The 16,219-nt window shown below is 45.7% G+C and carries 15 protein-coding genes; 8 read left to right on the plus strand and 7 right to left on the minus strand.

The annotated features are described in order from the left end of the window. Window positions 1-12: 12 nt before the first annotated feature. Window positions 13-2,250: a CHASE2 domain-containing protein gene (locus A7981_RS07830; protein WP_067266811.1), complete on the minus strand. Its 2,238-nt coding sequence runs from the start codon at window positions 2,248-2,250 to the stop codon at window positions 13-15. Window positions 2,251-2,390: 140 nt separating this feature from the next. Here A7981_RS07830 and A7981_RS07835 point away from each other — a divergent pair, with 140 nt between their 5' ends. The 5 genes from A7981_RS07835 (at window position 2,391) to folE2 (ending at window position 7,018) form a co-directional block, all read left to right on the plus strand. After that, the gene (locus A7981_RS07835) at window positions 2,391-3,074 is read left to right on the plus strand and encodes an alpha/beta hydrolase (protein WP_067266813.1); all 684 of its coding nucleotides are present in this window, start codon (window positions 2,391-2,393) and stop codon (window positions 3,072-3,074) included. A 119-nt stretch (window positions 3,075-3,193) separates the two neighbouring features. After that, on the plus strand, window positions 3,194-3,430 hold the full coding sequence (locus A7981_RS07840) for an exodeoxyribonuclease VII small subunit (RefSeq protein WP_067266814.1): 237 nt from the start codon (window positions 3,194-3,196) through the stop codon (window positions 3,428-3,430). After that, window positions 3,387-4,313, plus strand: a complete 927-nt coding sequence (locus tag A7981_RS07845; protein ID WP_371440349.1) for a polyprenyl synthetase family protein — start codon at window positions 3,387-3,389, stop codon at window positions 4,311-4,313. The genes A7981_RS07840 and A7981_RS07845 overlap by 44 nt, the downstream gene beginning before the upstream one ends. A gap of 6 nt (window positions 4,314-4,319) precedes the next feature. Beyond that, window positions 4,320-6,161, plus strand: coding sequence for a 1-deoxy-D-xylulose-5-phosphate synthase (gene dxs, locus A7981_RS07850; RefSeq protein WP_067266816.1), 1,842 nt, complete (start codon window positions 4,320-4,322; stop codon window positions 6,159-6,161). 50 nt (window positions 6,162-6,211) lie between these two features. Further along, window positions 6,212-7,018: a GTP cyclohydrolase FolE2 gene (folE2, locus tag A7981_RS07855; protein ID WP_067266817.1), complete on the plus strand. Its 807-nt coding sequence runs from the start codon at window positions 6,212-6,214 to the stop codon at window positions 7,016-7,018. A 55-nt stretch (window positions 7,019-7,073) separates the two neighbouring features. On the opposite strand, the gene A7981_RS07860 is transcribed toward folE2, so the two are convergent. The 5 genes from A7981_RS07860 to A7981_RS07880 form a co-directional block, all read right to left on the minus strand. Further along, entirely contained in the window at window positions 7,074-7,727 is a 654-nt protein-coding gene (locus A7981_RS07860; RefSeq protein ID WP_067266818.1) for a TIGR02281 family clan AA aspartic protease, read from the minus strand. Window positions 7,728-7,762: 35 nt separating this feature from the next. Continuing rightward, complete coding sequence (locus A7981_RS07865; RefSeq protein ID WP_067266819.1) at window positions 7,763-8,905, minus strand: MFS transporter; 1,143 nt, start codon at window positions 8,903-8,905, stop codon at window positions 7,763-7,765. A 31-nt stretch (window positions 8,906-8,936) separates the two neighbouring features. Beyond that, a complete protein-coding gene (aroC, locus tag A7981_RS07870) occupies window positions 8,937-10,022 on the minus strand; it encodes a chorismate synthase (protein WP_067266821.1) in 1,086 nt (361 codons plus the stop codon). 64 nt (window positions 10,023-10,086) lie between these two features. Next, window positions 10,087-10,794, minus strand: a complete 708-nt coding sequence (locus tag A7981_RS07875) for a type 1 glutamine amidotransferase (RefSeq protein WP_067266824.1) — start codon at window positions 10,792-10,794, stop codon at window positions 10,087-10,089. A gap of 41 nt (window positions 10,795-10,835) precedes the next feature. Beyond that, complete coding sequence (locus A7981_RS07880; RefSeq protein ID WP_067266826.1) at window positions 10,836-11,366, minus strand: pseudouridine synthase; 531 nt, start codon at window positions 11,364-11,366, stop codon at window positions 10,836-10,838. A gap of 41 nt (window positions 11,367-11,407) precedes the next feature. On the opposite strand from A7981_RS07880, the gene icd reads away from it, so the two are divergent. Then, window positions 11,408-12,646, plus strand: coding sequence for an NADP-dependent isocitrate dehydrogenase (gene icd, locus A7981_RS07885; RefSeq protein ID WP_088178056.1), 1,239 nt, complete (start codon window positions 11,408-11,410; stop codon window positions 12,644-12,646). Between the two features lie 68 nt (window positions 12,647-12,714). Here the strand turns inward: icd and A7981_RS07890 are convergent, their stop codons facing one another. Next, window positions 12,715-12,918 (minus strand): cold-shock protein, encoded by a 204-nt coding sequence (locus A7981_RS07890; protein ID WP_011480361.1) that lies wholly within the window; start codon window positions 12,916-12,918, stop codon window positions 12,715-12,717. Window positions 12,919-13,257: 339 nt separating this feature from the next. Here A7981_RS07890 and pilB point away from each other — a divergent pair, with 339 nt between their 5' ends. Both pilB and A7981_RS07900 read left to right on the plus strand, forming a co-directional pair. Continuing rightward, the gene (gene pilB, locus A7981_RS07895; RefSeq protein ID WP_067266831.1) at window positions 13,258-14,979 is read left to right on the plus strand and encodes a type IV-A pilus assembly ATPase PilB; all 1,722 of its coding nucleotides are present in this window, start codon (window positions 13,258-13,260) and stop codon (window positions 14,977-14,979) included. A gap of 15 nt (window positions 14,980-14,994) precedes the next feature. Beyond that, a complete protein-coding gene (locus tag A7981_RS07900; RefSeq protein ID WP_067266834.1) occupies window positions 14,995-16,209 on the plus strand; it encodes a type II secretion system F family protein in 1,215 nt (404 codons plus the stop codon). The last annotated feature ends 10 nt before the right edge of the window (window positions 16,210-16,219 follow it).

Raw genomic sequence — 16,219 nt, forward strand, 5'->3', positions numbered from 1 at the left:
AATTACAGCCCATTATTTGCTCTCATGCGTAAATACACCATCCCAATTACTCGCTACAGGGTTTTGTCTGAAGTAAGTGATGCGCTCAAGATATATTTGGTATAAATAACGCTGCGGATTAAGTTTTTGTAAATTTAGAAATTGGATTTCCGCCAGATCCCAATTTTGGGCGCGATATAGCTTGAGAGCCTCACGGTAGAACTTGAGTTCATCCTTAATCGCTTTATCTTCTGTCCCGGCTTCGCAAATAGGCTCATAAATCGTGACTGGCTTGTCTTTACCCTTAACACGCACTAAATCGAGTTCTCGATAGATATATTCAGGTACTTGGTCTTTGGTATATTCACTAACAATAATGTAGACGCCATAATTTTTCGTGAGACTCTCAAGTCTGGACCCCAGATTCACGGCATCGCCCATCACGGTATATGCCATACGAAATTCAGAGCCCATGTTGCCGACGGTCATTTCGCCAGTATTAAGCCCAACACCGATCTTGATCTCTGGCCACCCTCTTGCTTTGAACTCCACCTGTAGCTTACTCAAGCTTTCCATCATGCCCATCGCAGCATCAAGTGCGTGTTTCGCATGTTTTGCATCGTGCAAAGGTGCCCCCCAGAAAGCCATGATGGCATCACCCATATATTTATCGATGGTGCCACGACTGTGGTGAATCACATGCGTCATCGGCGTCAGGAATTCATTCATCAATTGAGTGAGTTGTTTAGGATCAAGGCCCTCGGATATCGTCGTAAATCCACGGACATCAGAGAAAAGCACGGTCAATTCACGGCTCTCGCCTTCCAGACTGAATGCTTCCGGATTTTTAGACATTTCATCAACCAATTCAGGAGGCACATATTGCCCGAACAAACCCGCCAGTTGCCGTTTTCCACGTGACTCAACAAAGAACCCGTATGACATATTGAGAACGTAAATCAACCCAATCATGATTAAGAGCGATGCTAGTGGTAGTACTAGATTGCCAAACTGCCATACAGCCAGATTAAATAAAACCGTGAGAATGAAAACACCAGCAGTTAATGCAGTTGCCTGTAACGGATTAAGAATAGGTAGCAAGATTGCTAACAACAAACCAATAAGTAACAGCAAAATGAATTCGGCCCCCATCGTATACGCAGGGCGCTCTTTGATATTGTTATCCAAAATACCGGCAATCATATTGGCGTGAATCTCTACCCCGGGATAGATGTTCTGCACAGGGGTGGCGCGCAAATCCATTAAGCCGGGTGCTGTCGTACCTAACAAGATGATTTTATCTGCCAACACCTCTGGGGGAACCTTGCCGTTAAGTACATCACTTGCCGAGACATAAGGGAAACTATTTTGTGGGCCACGATATGGGATAAGCGCTGCTACTTGGGCATCGACAGGGATTCGTCTATCCGCAAGCTTTAACCACTCAAGCCCTGCATACCGGCTACCGACTCCAAAACCCTCGGCAAACTGTGCCTGTAATTTGGGCTGTCCCAATGCAACACGAGCGACAGCAACCGATAATGCTTCATACAGGTCACCTTTGTGACTCATTAACATAGGTACTTTACGCGAAATACCGTCAGCATCCGGGTCAGGGTTAAAGTGCCCTGCGGTTAAGGCATTTTCTTGCAGAATCGGCAGGTTGGCACCAAAGCTTGTGACTTCTGTGAAATTGATACTCTTGCCTTTGAAGCTACCATCGACGAATGATGGTGAAGGAAGCGCACCAACACCTTCATTGCCATCTATATCCTGCCTAAAATAATACCCTAGGACAACATTACGCCCCTTTAAGCTATCAGCGAAAACCTGATCATAATCAAGCTGTGGTTTGATATCGGAAAGTACCTGATTAAAACGCTCATCTGTACTTAAATATTTTTTCTGCAGAGTCTCAAGGTTTTTTAGGCCAGAACTATCATCCGTCTCGGCAAAGACCACGTCAAAGCCCATGACTTTTACTTTGTACTGATCAAAAAGCCGATTGACCAGATCCGCCAGCTTATTTCTACCCCAAGGCCAGCGGCCTTGCTCTTGCAAGCTCTTTTCATCAATATCGACAATGACGATACGGCTATCTTGCCCACGTGGCATCAATAGATTCAAACGGACATCATAAGTAAAGTTTTCTAGGCGGGGAATAAACCCCAGATGAAAGACTTCAGCAGTATTCAGCAACAACAGAATAACGACGATCAGGCTTAAGCCGATACGAACAGCATGACGAGTAAATATTTCGGAAAAGTGCATAGGTAATTGTTATAGTGGTTATAATTCCCTGATTTATTTCAAGAGCATATAGCAAAATTACAGCGTTTAACAGCATTGTGTTTATGGATATTTCACTTCTGTGAAGTAGCTCACAGAAACACGAAACATTTGAGACATTAATGACACAAACCCTCGAAAAAATAGAAATTGAAACATCAAGCCATGTGCGTTCAAGCGTGATTTGGCTACACGGATTAGGGGCTGATGGTCATGACTTTGAAGCTGTAGTCAGGCAACTAGAAATACCAAATACGCGTTTTATACTTCCCCATGCACCTTATCGAGCGATTACCCTCAACAATGGTTATGAAATGCGAGCTTGGTATGATCTATTCGGGCTAGAGCTTGGGAGCCCGCAAGATGAAACTGGCATCCGCGCGACAGAAACAGTGATTGCTGAGTTAATCAATCAGGAAATCGTGCGTGGGATAAAAGCAGATCAAATTATCCTCGCTGGTTTTTCGCAAGGCGGCGCGATTGCCTTGCATACGGCGCTGCGTTATCCAGAAAAACTAGCAGGTGTATTAGCGCTCTCTACGTATCTACCGCTTCAGCCAACACTTGAAAAAGAAATGCATGCAGCAAATGCCGATACTCCGATATTCATGGCACATGGCACATTTGACTCGGTCATCACGCTGGATCGATGTAAGGTCTCTAAACACGCACTTGAAGCGCATGGTTACACACTCGAATGGCATGAGTATCCGATGGCACACTCAGTATGTATAGAAGAGCTTGCTGACATTCGTCACTTTCTTTTAAAAACCCTAGCTCTTAAAAACACTGACATGATCGATTAAAACTAAAGCGTATTTCTCGTTACGCAACTTACAGCGTAAAATAGCTAGATATTTGAGAAACTGTTAATTTCAAAGTCATGTTGATAAAAGCATGACTCCACCCCCAAACTGCCTGATTCATGAGCAAAAATAAGCAAAATAGCGCGCCAGATTTTGAAACTGCTGTTGCAGAGCTAGAAGCGCTGGTGCAGCAAATGGAGTCTGACCAATTGCCCCTTGAGCAATCTCTGCAAGCATTCAAGCGCGGCACTGAGCTATTACAATTCTGCCAAAAAGCACTGGCTGATGTTGAGCAGCAAGTTCGCATACTCAATGAATCCAACCAGCTTCAACCATATACCGATATTGATGACTGATTTTAAAGCGTGGGCTTTCACTATCCAGGATCGTACTGAGAAGGTTCTGGATCATTTACTCCCTAAGCCAGATATTGCACCTCAACGCTTGCATGAGGCGATGCGCTACTCAGCACTTGGCGGAGGAAAACGTGTACGCGCGCTGCTTGTACATGCAGCAGGTGAGTTTTGTCAGGCGAATATGCATACAGTGGATATAGCAGCTGCGGCAGTCGAGCTGATTCACGCTTATTCGTTGGTTCACGATGATATGCCATGCATGGACGATGATGATCTACGCCGTGGCAAACCCTCATGCCATAAACAATATGATGATGCGACAGCGCTATTGGTAGGCGATGCCTTGCAGACGCTCGCATTTCAGATTCTTGCGCAAAATGAGGCGATCACAAATCCAAAACAACAACTGGATATGATCAATCAGCTTGCCGTAGCCAGCGGCTCCCGAGGTATGGCGGGCGGGCAGGCAATCGATTTGGCAAGCGTAGGCAAGGCGCTATCCCAAACTGAGCTCGAGCATATGCACATCCATAAGACTGGTGCATTGATTCGCGCGGCTGCATTACTAGGCGCAAAAAGTAGCGATTCAGTTGACCCAGCGCGCATACATGCGGTTGACCAATACGCACAATCCATCGGGCTGGCTTTTCAAGTAGTCGATGACATCTTGGATACGGAAGCGGATACGGCGACCTTAGGGAAAACCGCTGGCAAAGATGCTGAATCCAACAAACCAACGTATGTCACTATATTAGGGCTTGAGCGCGCAAAGTCGTTGGCTCAAGAACTGTATGAAAGTGCATTGGCCCCGCTAGCCACTTTTAGCGATGAAGCGACCCGCCTGAAACAGTTAGCTCAATTTATTACACAACGTGGCTTCTGAAATAATATGTATCCCTTACTAGACACGATCAACTCCCCTGAGCAGCTACGTTTACTGGATCGTAAAGAATTACCAGAGCTGGCTGCGCAACTGCGTACCTTTCTGATTGATAGCGTATCGCAGACGGGTGGGCATCTATCCTCGAATCTGGGTGTGGTCGAACTGACAATCGCCTTGCATTATGTCTTTAATACCCCAGATGATCGGTTGGTTTGGGATGTAGGCCACCAAACCTACCCGCACAAGATATTAACTGGGCGTCGCAATGCAATGAGCGGATTGCGTAAACCCAACGGTATCGCCGGTTTCCCAAGACGCACTGAAAGTAAATACGACACGTTTGGCACAGGCCACTCAAGCACCTCGATCTCTGCTGCATTAGGCATGGCCATTGCAGCCCAGCAGACAGGGTCGGAAAGGCGTGCGGTTGCAATCATTGGCGATGGCGCAATGACCGCTGGCATGGCATTTGAGGCATTGAATAACGCAGGGGCGATGGATGCAAACCTGCTAGTGATATTGAATGACAACGATATGTCGATATCGCCAAACGTAGGTGCTTTGCAAAACTACTTAGCCAAACTGCTTTCGGGGCGTTTATATAGCACCGTGCGCAACTCTAGCAAAAAAGTGCTTGGCGTCATGCCACCAGTACTTGAGTTTGCAAAACATGCTGAAGAACACGTGAAAGGCATGGTGACGCCGGGCACACTATTCGAAGAGTTCGGCTTTAACTACATCGGCCCAATCGATGGGCATGACATCGATGTGTTGATTGCCACATTGACCAATATTCGCCAACTTAAAGGGCCTCAGTTTCTGCATATCGTGACACAAAAAGGTCATGGCTATGGCCCAGCGGAAGACAACCCTGGAAAATATCATGGGGTAAGTAAGTTCGATCCAAAAAACGGCTGTGCTGTTGCGACAGGTGGCAAAAAAACCTACACGCAAGTATTCAGTGACTGGTTAGTGGATATGGCGGCAAAAGACACTAGACTGATTGGCATCACACCCGCCATGTGTGATGGTTCAGGACTGAATGCATTTTCAGAAAAATACCCAAAACGTTTTTTTGATGTAGGGATCGCAGAGCAACACGCACTTACTTTTGCTGCGGGTATGGCCTGTGATGGCATGAAGCCTGTCGTCGCTATCTACTCTACATTTTTGCAGCGTGCCTATGACCAGTTTATTCATGACATTGCATTGCAGAACCTGCCTGTCATGTTCGCGATTGACCGGGCTGGCTTAGTAGGCGCTGATGGCCCGACACATGCAGGTAGTTTCGACATCAGTTATCTACGCTGTATCCCGAACATCATCATCATGACACCTAGCGATGAGAATGAGTGCAGACAGATGCTCTATACCGCCTATCAACATGACGGCCCTAGCGCCGTAAGATATCCACGAGGCGGCGGCCCCGGGGCAGCGATTAATGACACTATGTCAGCATTACCAATCGGGCAAGGTGAAATCCGGCGCAAAGGTAATAAGGTTGCGATTCTCGCATTTGGTAGCATGCTAACCCCCGCTTTGGCAGCCGGTGAACAACTTGATGCCACCGTGGCCAATATGCGTTTTGTAAAACCACTAGATATCACTTTAATATCAGCGCTAGCTAATTCTCATGAGGTGATTGTCACGGTTGAAGAAAATGCAATTATGGGTGGCGCGGGGGCTGCCGTTATGGAAGCATTGCAGGGCTTGAATAAACCCATCACCGTCCTTACATTAGGTTTACCAGACGAATTTATTGAACACGGCACCCATGAAACTATGCTTGAAGACTGTGGTCTCAGTGCTAACGGCATCGTGGCTTCGATTGAGAAAATAATAACCTAGTAGTATACTAAGGTATTGTTGCACAAGCATTTTAACTATTGAGAATTCAGATGAATCAACCCATCATCCCCACCATTGAAGATGTCCAAAATACGCCAGATGTCAGGCATTTGGCAATTGATAAAGTCGGCATCAAGTCTATCCGCCATCCGGTAAAAGTCAAAGACAAGACCGGCGGAGAACAGCATACAGTCGCTATGTTCGACATGTATGTGCATTTGCCGCACAACTTCAAGGGCACCCATATGTCTCGTTTTGTTGAGATTCTCAACATGAATGAGCGTGCTATTTCGATAGAATCTTTTGAGGGTATGTTGCGCGAGATGGTCAAGCGCTTGGAGGCTGAATCCGGCTATATCCAAATGACATTCCCTTATTTCATCAATAAAGCAGCGCCGGTTTCTGGCGTACAAAGCTTGCTTGATTATGAAGTGACCTTCATCGGTGAAATCAAGAATGGCAAGATCGATACGACAGTGAAAGTATTAGTCCCTGTCACCAGTCTCTGCCCATGCTCAAAGAAGATTTCTAATTATGGTGCCCACAATCAACGCTCTCATGTCACGATCACAGCGCTGATCAATGATTTTATCTGGGTCGAAGACTTGATTCGTGTAGTTGAAACACAGGCATCTTCAGAATTATTTGGCTTGCTAAAACGTCCTGATGAAAAATATGTCACAGAGCATGCTTATGATAATCCCAAGTTCGTTGAAGATATGGTGCGCGATGTAGCTGCCCAACTAAATGCAGAAAAGCGCATTGATAAGTACATCGTAGAATCAGAGAACTTTGAGTCTATCCATAACCATTCTGCTTATGCATTGATTGAGAATGACAAACGTAAAGCAGCGTAACAAAGAAATTTAATGCTATAAATAAAAAAGCGGCTTGTTATAAGCCGCTTTTTTATTAGTATTTCTTGGTCAATGTTAACGCTATACCGTCTCGTTTCATATCAACTCGGTTCAAAGCACTCATGCCTAACAAGACAATCGATGGAGAGCCCCCTTCAAGTACTGTACCATCTACTTGATTAAGCGTTAAGCCGCCTATTTTCAGCGTATTAATCACTACGTGATAGGCAACCACATTACCATTTGCAGTCTGCACCACGCCACGCTCCCCACTTCTATACTCAATTCCGGCATATCTAGCATCACCACTATTCATAGCAACCATCGTCGCACCCGTATCTACTAAAAATTTAAGCGGCACTCCATTAATAGATCCATCAGCCATATGGTGCCCAGATGGGTCAGCATACAAAGTAACGCTACTCGCCTGAGAGGAAGCACCTCCGCCAACAGATGCTGCCTGCCCCATACCAAGCTCCTGGCGTTTACCCGCCACTTCAAATACAGCTTTAGTACTATCTGCTGACAGTAACTTCACACCGTCTGGCGACTGTTGCCCCACGGATAATATTTGCGTCTTACCATTATTGATGATGACAACGGCTTTACCGTTGAATAAGCCAACTACATTAATCTGGGTATCGGCATATGCAGCTAAAGACGTGCAACTTAGAAAAAAAACAAATGCGCTTTGGATGAGATATTTCACAAGCTTTTTACTTTCCTTAATTAAAATTAACGGATTTATCGCACCTTTGGCATCATCCAGAAGAACAATATAAAGCCGAGCATAGCGCAGCTGCCTGAAATGGTAAATGTCCAAGTTGGTCCTATCGACTCCCAAGCGAACCCACTCATCATGGCGCCACATGTTCCGCCCAATCCATAAGAAACACTTGTGTATAAGCCCTGCCCCTTAGATTGATGCTTTCCCTTGAAGTATCGGTGAGTCAACGCAACTGCTGTTGCGTGATAAGTGCCAAAAGTAGCGGCATGTAATGTCTGGGCTATCAAGATCAATACCCAGCAGTCAACGGCCCAGCCAATCACAACGAATCGAATAAAAGCCAAAACCAGGCTACCGAGCATGATATTGCGCAAACCGAATAAAGCCGTCAGCTTAGGCATGGCTAGGAAAATCAATATCTCGCAAAAAACACCGATACCCCAAAGCCAACCAATCTGACCGGTTGTATAGCCATGATCAACAAGATAGATGGAGTAGAAGGTGTAATAGACGCCATGCGACGCCGCCATGGTAAAGCATGCAGCCATCAATGCAATCACCGCTGGCTGCCGCATGATATCCGCAAGCGATTTATCTTCAAGTTGCAGCTTCGGGATTTGAGGTTCTGGAAGCCTGTATGAGAAAGCAAATACCCCAACAAGTAAGGCCAGAATGACCCACAACAAAGACTTGATATCGGTTACATCCAGCAAATAACCCAGACCGATTACCGCACCGATAAAACCGACCGAGCCCCATAAGCGAATACGCCCGTAACGATCAAACCGTTCACCCAAGTGACCTAAAGTCACCGCTTCAATCAAGGGTAAAGAGGCGCTCCAGAAAAAACTCAAGGTGAGCATGACTGCAAACAACCAGCCAAAGCTGGTACCTAGAAAAACGCCAATATAAGAAACAAGGCTTAGCCCCGCCAACCATTGGATGATATGTACACGGCGACCGGTATGGTCAGCGACCCAGCCCCAGATACTCGGGGCAAATATGCGTGCCACTTGAAAGAGGGAAAGCAAGGTGGCGATTTGAAATGCACTAAAAGCAAGTGACTTGAGGTAAAGCCCCCAAAAAGGAGTGAATGCGCCAACGAAGCCGAAATAGGCGAAATAAAATCCGGATAATCGCCAGTAAGGTATTTGCTTCATCAATTTAAATGCCGCGAACTGCGGCAATCACTCATAGTTTTGGGGTAGTGGTCACGACATCAGCACATTGCGCTCGATGGCGAAGCGCATGATCGACCAGCACAAGCGCTAGCATGGCTTCAGCGATAGGCGTTGCGCGAACGCCGACACATGGGTCATGACGGCCATTAGTTTGCATTGTCACAGCATGGCCATCTTTATCGATGGATTGTCGCCCCTGCGGAATACTCGAAGTTGGCTTGAGCGCGATATGTACTTCAAGGTTTTGCCCGGTTGAGATGCCACCTAGAACGCCACCCGCATGATTAGTTGCGAAACCACTCGGTGTCAGCTCATCGCTATGGACTGACCCGCGTTGAGCGACACTTGCGAAACCTGCGCCGACTTCAACACCTTTCACGGCATTTATACTCATCATCGCATAGGCGATCTCAGCATCGAGCCTATCGTAGACAGGTTCACCCCAGCCAACAGGGACGCCTTCAGCAACAATCGATATACGTGCCCCGACTGAGTCACGCTCAGCGCGGATTTTATCGAGATACGCTTCCAGCTCCGGGACGATAGCCTGATTGGGTGAGAAAAATGGATTCTCCCCCACGCCACTCCAGCTTTCAAAAGGTATCTTGATCTCTCCCAACTGGCTCATATATCCGCGAATCACAACGCCATAACGGGCTTTGAGCCATTTTTTCGCAATTGCCCCAGCCGCCACGCGCACAGCAGTTTCACGTGCACTTGAACGACCACCTCCACGGTAATCGCGAATACCGTATTTTTGCCAATAGGTATAGTCAGCATGGCCAGGACGGAACGTATCCGCAATATTGCCATAGTCCTGACTGCGCTGATCCTCATTACGAATCAACAAACCAATAGGCGCACCAGTCGTCTTACCTTCAAATACACCTGATAATATTTCTACTGTATCGGACTCTTTACGCTGCGTCACATGGCGCGATGTACCGGGTTTACGACGATCAAGCTCGATTTGGATGTCCGCTTCAGAGAGCTCCAATCCTGGCGGACAACCATCAACAACGCCCCCAATTGCAGGGCCATGCGACTCGCCAAATGAAGTCAGTGTGAATAAAGTACCAATGGTGTTACCAGACATGGGGAACTCTTAAATTATTGTGGGCATTAAAATTACAGCAAGTTTACCATATTCAAATGAAGCCTTAGCGCACCAGCCCTTGTATCCAGCGTTCATATATCGGATGGGCAATCGAACTCAACGTGGAGATGCGCGCTTGTAGATCATGCTTAATCTCTTCTGGCTGATAAACCGAAGGGCTGTCGCTAGAAGCCCTGATCTCATCCAATCCAATTTCGCACCACGTTTGCACCATTTTTTCTGTCATTTCGATATGACACTGAAACGCAATGTGCTTGCCAAGCGCATAAGCCTGATTTTTGCAGTATTGACTCGCAAGCAAATGTACTGCCTGATCAGGCAAGCTAAAGGTCTCGCCATGCCAGTGAAACCCCTGAAATTTATCCAGCGTACCAAACCATTCACTTGCAGTCGGATTATCGCTCACAGTCACTTCGCCCCAGCCAATTTCTTTCACCGGGTTCTTGGTAACCTCAGCCCCCAAAGCTTTGCTGATTAACTGCCCACCAAGGCAATGCCCCAATACGGGGATATTCAAACTGACCGCCTCACGAATCAAGTCAAGCAAAGGAGGTATCCAAGGCAATGGGTCATTCACACTCATCGGCCCGCCCATGAAGACTAGGCCGCTAAAATCCCTAGCAGAGGTAGGAATCGCATCATTTCGATCGATGCGTACCACCTCCCAGACAATCTCTTTCTGGTCTAAGAACTGCCCTAGATAGCCAGCCCCCTCACTGGCAGCATGGCGAAAAACAACAACAGGTTTCATAGCATTTCCAATATTACTAAATCAAATTGAATCCGGCTGGGTTATGAAGCTCTCCATTCACCCAATGGTATATTATCCAAGGTATATTCCCCAATCGCATACCGAATCAACCGGAGTGTGGGAAAACCAATCTTAGCGGTCATCCTCCGCACTTGGCGATTCTTACCTTCACTGATCTTTATTTCCAACCAAGTCGTGGGGATCGCTTTACGTTCACGGATCGGCGGCGTACGTATCCAAAGATCTTTAGGTTCATCAATCACACGTATTTGCGCCGACTGCGTAATGAAATCGCCAAGATCAACCCCTTTTTTCAAGGGTGCTAAATCAACATCACTAGGCGTGCCCTCAACCTGCGCCCAATATATCTTTAATTCTTTATGCTTAGGATGCGCAATTCGATGTTGTAGCGCCCCATCATCGGTTAAAATAAGCAAACCTTCACTGTCAGTATCAAGACGTCCTGCTGCATAAACGTCTGGCACGGTTATATAGTCCTTAAGCGTAGGATGTATTTCATGCGCACTGAACTGACAGACAACGCCATATGGCTTGTTAAATAGAATGATCATATTAATACAACTGGCAGATTACTAAATATTGGATGATGCAAATGTCGACAAAAATTGTTGTTCCTAGTCACGGCGAAAAGATTACCGTTAATGCAGATAATTCACTGAATGTTCCCAATCATCCCATTATCCCATTTATTGAGGGAGATGGTATTGGTGTAGATATCACGCCCCCCATGATTAAAGTGATTGATGCCGCCGTCAATAAAGCTTATGCAGGCGAACGTGCAATTGCCTGGATGGAGGTATTCGCGGGCGAAAAAGCAACAACGGTTTATGGCAGCGACGCTTGGTTACCTGATGAGACCATGAAAGCAGTAAAAGATTATGTCATCTCCATTAAAGGGCCTTTAACAACCCCGGTAGGTGGTGGCATTCGTTCGTTAAACGTCACATTGCGCCAAGAGCTGGATTTATATGTATGTCTACGCCCAATCCAATACTTTACTGGCGTACCTAGCCCGGTAAAAGCGCCCGAAAAAACCAATATGGTCATCTTCCGTGAAAATACTGAAGATATCTACGCAGGCATCGAATGGGCTGCAGGCACGGATGAAGTTAAAAAAGTCATCGCATTTTTAAGTGATATGGGCGCCCGCAAGAAAATCCGCTTCCCGGATTCATCTGCAATCGGCATTAAACCCGTTTCAGTTGATGGCAGCAAACGCCTCGTTCGCAAAGCAATTCAATACGCAATCGACAATAATCGCAAATCTGTCACGATCGCCCACAAAGGCAACATCATGAAATTCACCGAAGGTGGATTCAAGAACTGGGGCTATGAAGTCGCTAAGGAAGAGTTTGGCGCAATCGAGATCGACGGTGGACCTTGGTGTAAACTGCCAAATGGTATGATTATCAAGGACTGTATTGCAGATGCATTCCTGCAAGAGATTCTGTTGCACCCACAAGATTATGATGTTGTTGCAACACTGAATCTGAATGGCGATTACATCTCCGATGCATTAGCTGCACAAGTCGGTGGGATTGGGATTGCTCCAGGAGCCAATCTATCTGACACAACTGCCATGTTTGAAGCGACCCACGGCACAGCACCCAAAATTGCGGGTAAAGATATCGCAAACCCGAGCTCCTTAATCTTATCTGCCGAAATGATGTTACGTCACCTAGGCTGGGTAGAAGCTGCAGATCTCGTTATTAACGGTGTTGGCAAAGCAATCAGTGCGAAACGTGTCACCTACGATTTTTCTTCACAGATGGAAGGTGCTACCAACCTTTCAAGTTCGGAATTTGGCGAAGAGATCATCAAACACATGTAACAAAAATCAAAACGGCCCGATAAACGGGCCGTTTTAATGAAGACTGTACTAGCTTGTATTCAGAATGCTTACGCCTTCTGAATATTGGAAGCCTGTTTGCCCTTAGGGCCTTCGGTAACGTCAAAACTTACACGTTGACCTTCTTTAAGACTTTTGTAGCCAGCTTCTACAATTGCAGAAAAGTGAGCGAACAAATCATCGCCACCATCATCAGGTGTAATGAAACCAAAACCTTTGGAGTCATTAAACCACTTTACGGTACCTGTTGCCATTTCATACTTCCTTGCAAAAACATTAAGGGGAGGCGCCCCCAAAAGTTTGTACTTCAAGAATTTAAGTCGGTAGTCGCCGGCTACAATGCACTCGAAATTCCAAACGCCTATAGCTTTTTTACTTGCGTTATAAAAATAAGTCAAGTTTTTTATGGGTAATTTCGTAAAATATTTTAAAAGGCTATAAAATCAGATACATCACTGCATTTTCTCTAAAAATTAAGATTGCAGACTCGAAACTTATTTTTCAAAGATTCAACACCTTACCTTTACAAACAAAAGGCTAGCGTGCATTATTAATGCACGCTTACTTTCAATGAATAATAAACAGTATAGATAATGGCTGCGACGACTTTACCAAGCAAACTCGGCGGACTTGCAAGAATGTTAATGCAGGAAAAGCTATTAACCGAAGATGAGGCGAATGCAATACAAGCCTCAGCCGCAACCCAACAATCTACATTCATCTCACAGTTAGTAAAAAGCAAAAAACTACCCGCTTTACAAATTGCAGAGCTTGCGGCCAACGCATTCGGATTCCCTGTATTTGATCTTGATACCCTTGACATAGACTATATATCCACAAAGGTGATTGAACCTAAGTTGATGCAAAGTAGCCGTGTATTACCAATGCGTAGCCGCGGTAATACACTGTTTGTCGCATTATCCGATCCTACGAATTTACACGCCTTGGATGATGTTCAGTTCCAAGTAGGTATGGCGTTATCGCCAGTCGTCGTCGAAGATGACAAACTAAGCAAATGGATTGATAAGATTGCAGAAGCAAGTGACACCAGCTTGCAATCAATAGATGTTGGTGATGATGAATTCGATCTCGATATAGAGACTGGCGATACAGCGGCACAAGAAGCAGCCGCCACCGAGATCGATGACGCGCCTGTCGTCAAATATCTCCAGAAAATCCTGCTGGATGCCATCAATATGGGCGCATCTGACTTACATTTCGAACCTTACGAAAAATTTTACCGTATCCGATACCGCGTTGATGGCATTCTCCGAGAGATTGCCCAACCGCCTTTAGCCATCAAAGATAAACTATCGTCACGGATAAAAGTCATATCCAGTCTGGATATTTCTGAGAAGCGCATCCCTCAAGATGGGCGCATGAAGCTCGTGCTGTCAAAAACACGTACGATTGATTTTCGCGTGAGCACGCTACCCATGATCAATGGTGAAAAGATCGTGATGCGGATTCTAGACCCAAGTAGTGCCACACTGGGGATTGAAGCGCTAGGTTATGAGCCGGCTCAAAAAGAAGCATTACTTTACGCCGTAGGAAGACCCTACGGATTAGTACTGGTTACAGGACCGACTGGTTCAGGAAAAACCGTTTCACTTTATACGTGCTTAAACATCCTGAACAATCCAGGCATCAATATCTCTACCGCAGAAGATCCCGCAGAAATCCCTTTACCGGGTGTCAATCAGGTAAACGTGAATGATAAGCAAGGGCTGACTTTTGCTGCCGCACTCAAGTCCTTTTTACGCCAAGATCCCGACGTCATCATGATTGGTGAGATTCGCGATCTTGAGACCGCAGACATGGCAATCAAGGCAGCCTCGACTGGTCACATGGTACTATCAACACTACATACCAATGACGCCCCCTCAACCCTGACTCGCTTGATGAACATGGGTGTTGCACCATTTAATATAGCATCAGCAGTTTCACTGATTACAGCCCAACGTTTAGCCCGTCGCCTATGCAAGAGTTGCAAGCAGCCTGTTGAAGTGCCTAAAGAAGCATTGCTGAGCGTTGGCTTTACTGAGAGCGACTTGACTGGAGACTTTCAGATATATGGCCCCAAAGAAGGCGGGTGTGAAATGTGCAACGGTGGTTATAAAGGTCGCGTTGGCATTTACCAAGTGATGCCAATCTCAGATGCCATGAGCCGTATCATCATGACCAATGGCACCGCACACGACATTGCAGATCAAGCGAAAAAAGAAGGTATCAAAGACTTAAGGCAATCTGGTTTGTTAAAAGTAAAACAAGGACTTACCTCTATTGCAGAAGTTGAGTCTTGTACAAATGAATAATATCGGGGAACCATAATGGCTGCACAAGCTGGTAAAGAAGTTACTTACGCCTGGGAAGGTACGGACAAAAAAGGCAAGCGCATCAAGGGTGAAATGAAAGCCTCTGGTGAAGCCTTTGTGAATGCCACTTTACGTCGGCAAGGTATTACAGTGCTTAAAGTCAAAAAACAAAGTGGCTTAGCAAGCTCCGGAAAAGTCACAGAAAAAGATGTAACGTTGTTCACTCGCCAATTAGCGACAATGATGAAAGCTGGCGTCCCTCTTCTGCAAGCATTCGATATCGTAGGTAAAGGTCATAGTAACCCAGCCGTTTCAAAGCTTTTAGGCAGCATTAAATCTGAAGTTGAGACTGGTAGCAGTCTAAGTCAGGCATTCCGCAAATACCCACTTTACTTTGATGCACTTTATTGCAATTTGGTTGGCGCTGGCGAACAGGCTGGTATCCTAGACTCACTTCTAGATCGCCTAGCCACATATAAAGAAAAAATTATTGCTATCAAAGGCAAGATTAAATCCGCCCTATTCTATCCCATATCAATTCTTGTCGTTGCTTTTGTAATTACAGCAGTCATTATGATATTCGTTATACCTGCATTTAAAGAATTATTTAGCAGTTTCGGTGCAAATCTTCCAGCCCCAACAGTGATAGTTATGGCTATGTCAGACTTTTTTGTCTCCTATTGGTGGGCAATATTTGGCTCTATCGGGGGTAGTTTATGGTTTTTCCTTTATACGTGGAAACGTTCAGAAAAGCTACAAGGGACAATGGATCGGATTATGCTCAAGTTGCCATTGTTTGGAGATTTGATTAGAAAAGCGACTATAGCGAGGTTTGCAAGAACGTTGGCAACGATGTTCGCTGCAGGAGTTCCCCTAGTAGAAGCTTTAGACTCAGTGGCTGGGGCTTCTGGGAACAAAGTGTATTTTGATGCAACCAAAAAGATTCAAGGCGAAATAAGCACAGGCACAAGTCTAACTGTTGCCATGCAAAATGTTGAGATTTTTCCTAACATGGTGTTACAGATGGTGGCGATTGGCGAAGAGTCCGGCGCGTTAGACTCTATGTTAAGTAAAGTTGCAGACTTCTATGAAGCTGAGGTAGATGATGCCGTAGAAGCATTATCAAGCCTAATGGAACCAATCATAATGGTGATTCTAGGCACATTAATTGGTGGTTTAGTTGTTGCAATGTATTTACCTATTTTCAAAATGGGCGAAGCGGTGGGATAAAGTATATCAA

The sequence above is a fragment of the Methylovorus sp. MM2 genome, from assembly GCF_001648895.1.
Taxonomy (GTDB): Bacteria; Pseudomonadota; Gammaproteobacteria; order Burkholderiales; family Methylophilaceae; genus MM1.

What these genes read in the sequence shown, in the direction of transcription:
- A7981_RS07900 (WP_067266834.1), top strand. Translation starts at nt 14,995, where the DNA reads ATGGCTGCACAAGCTGGTAAAGAAGTTACTTACGCCTGGGAAGGTACG.
- A7981_RS07840 (WP_067266814.1), top strand. Translation starts at nt 3,194, where the DNA reads ATGAGCAAAAATAAGCAAAATAGCGCGCCAGATTTTGAAACTGCTGTT.
- A7981_RS07880 (WP_067266826.1), bottom strand. Translation starts at nt 11,366, where the DNA reads ATGATCATTCTATTTAACAAGCCATATGGCGTTGTCTGTCAGTTCAGT.
- folE2 (WP_067266817.1), top strand. Translation starts at nt 6,212, where the DNA reads ATGAATCAACCCATCATCCCCACCATTGAAGATGTCCAAAATACGCCA.
- pilB (WP_067266831.1), top strand. Translation starts at nt 13,258, where the DNA reads ATGGCTGCGACGACTTTACCAAGCAAACTCGGCGGACTTGCAAGAATG.
- A7981_RS07830 (WP_067266811.1), bottom strand. Translation starts at nt 2,250, where the DNA reads ATGCACTTTTCCGAAATATTTACTCGTCATGCTGTTCGTATCGGCTTA.
- A7981_RS07835 (WP_067266813.1), top strand. Translation starts at nt 2,391, where the DNA reads ATGACACAAACCCTCGAAAAAATAGAAATTGAAACATCAAGCCATGTG.
- icd (WP_088178056.1), top strand. Translation starts at nt 11,408, where the DNA reads ATGTCGACAAAAATTGTTGTTCCTAGTCACGGCGAAAAGATTACCGTT.
- A7981_RS07845 (WP_371440349.1), top strand. Translation starts at nt 3,387, where the DNA reads ATGAATCCAACCAGCTTCAACCATATACCGATATTGATGACTGATTTT.
- aroC (WP_067266821.1), bottom strand. Translation starts at nt 10,022, where the DNA reads ATGTCTGGTAACACCATTGGTACTTTATTCACACTGACTTCATTTGGC.
- dxs (WP_067266816.1), top strand. Translation starts at nt 4,320, where the DNA reads ATGTATCCCTTACTAGACACGATCAACTCCCCTGAGCAGCTACGTTTA.
- A7981_RS07865 (WP_067266819.1), bottom strand. Translation starts at nt 8,905, where the DNA reads ATGAAGCAAATACCTTACTGGCGATTATCCGGATTTTATTTCGCCTAT.
- A7981_RS07875 (WP_067266824.1), bottom strand. Translation starts at nt 10,794, where the DNA reads ATGAAACCTGTTGTTGTTTTTCGCCATGCTGCCAGTGAGGGGGCTGGC.
- A7981_RS07890 (WP_011480361.1), bottom strand. Translation starts at nt 12,918, where the DNA reads ATGGCAACAGGTACCGTAAAGTGGTTTAATGACTCCAAAGGTTTTGGT.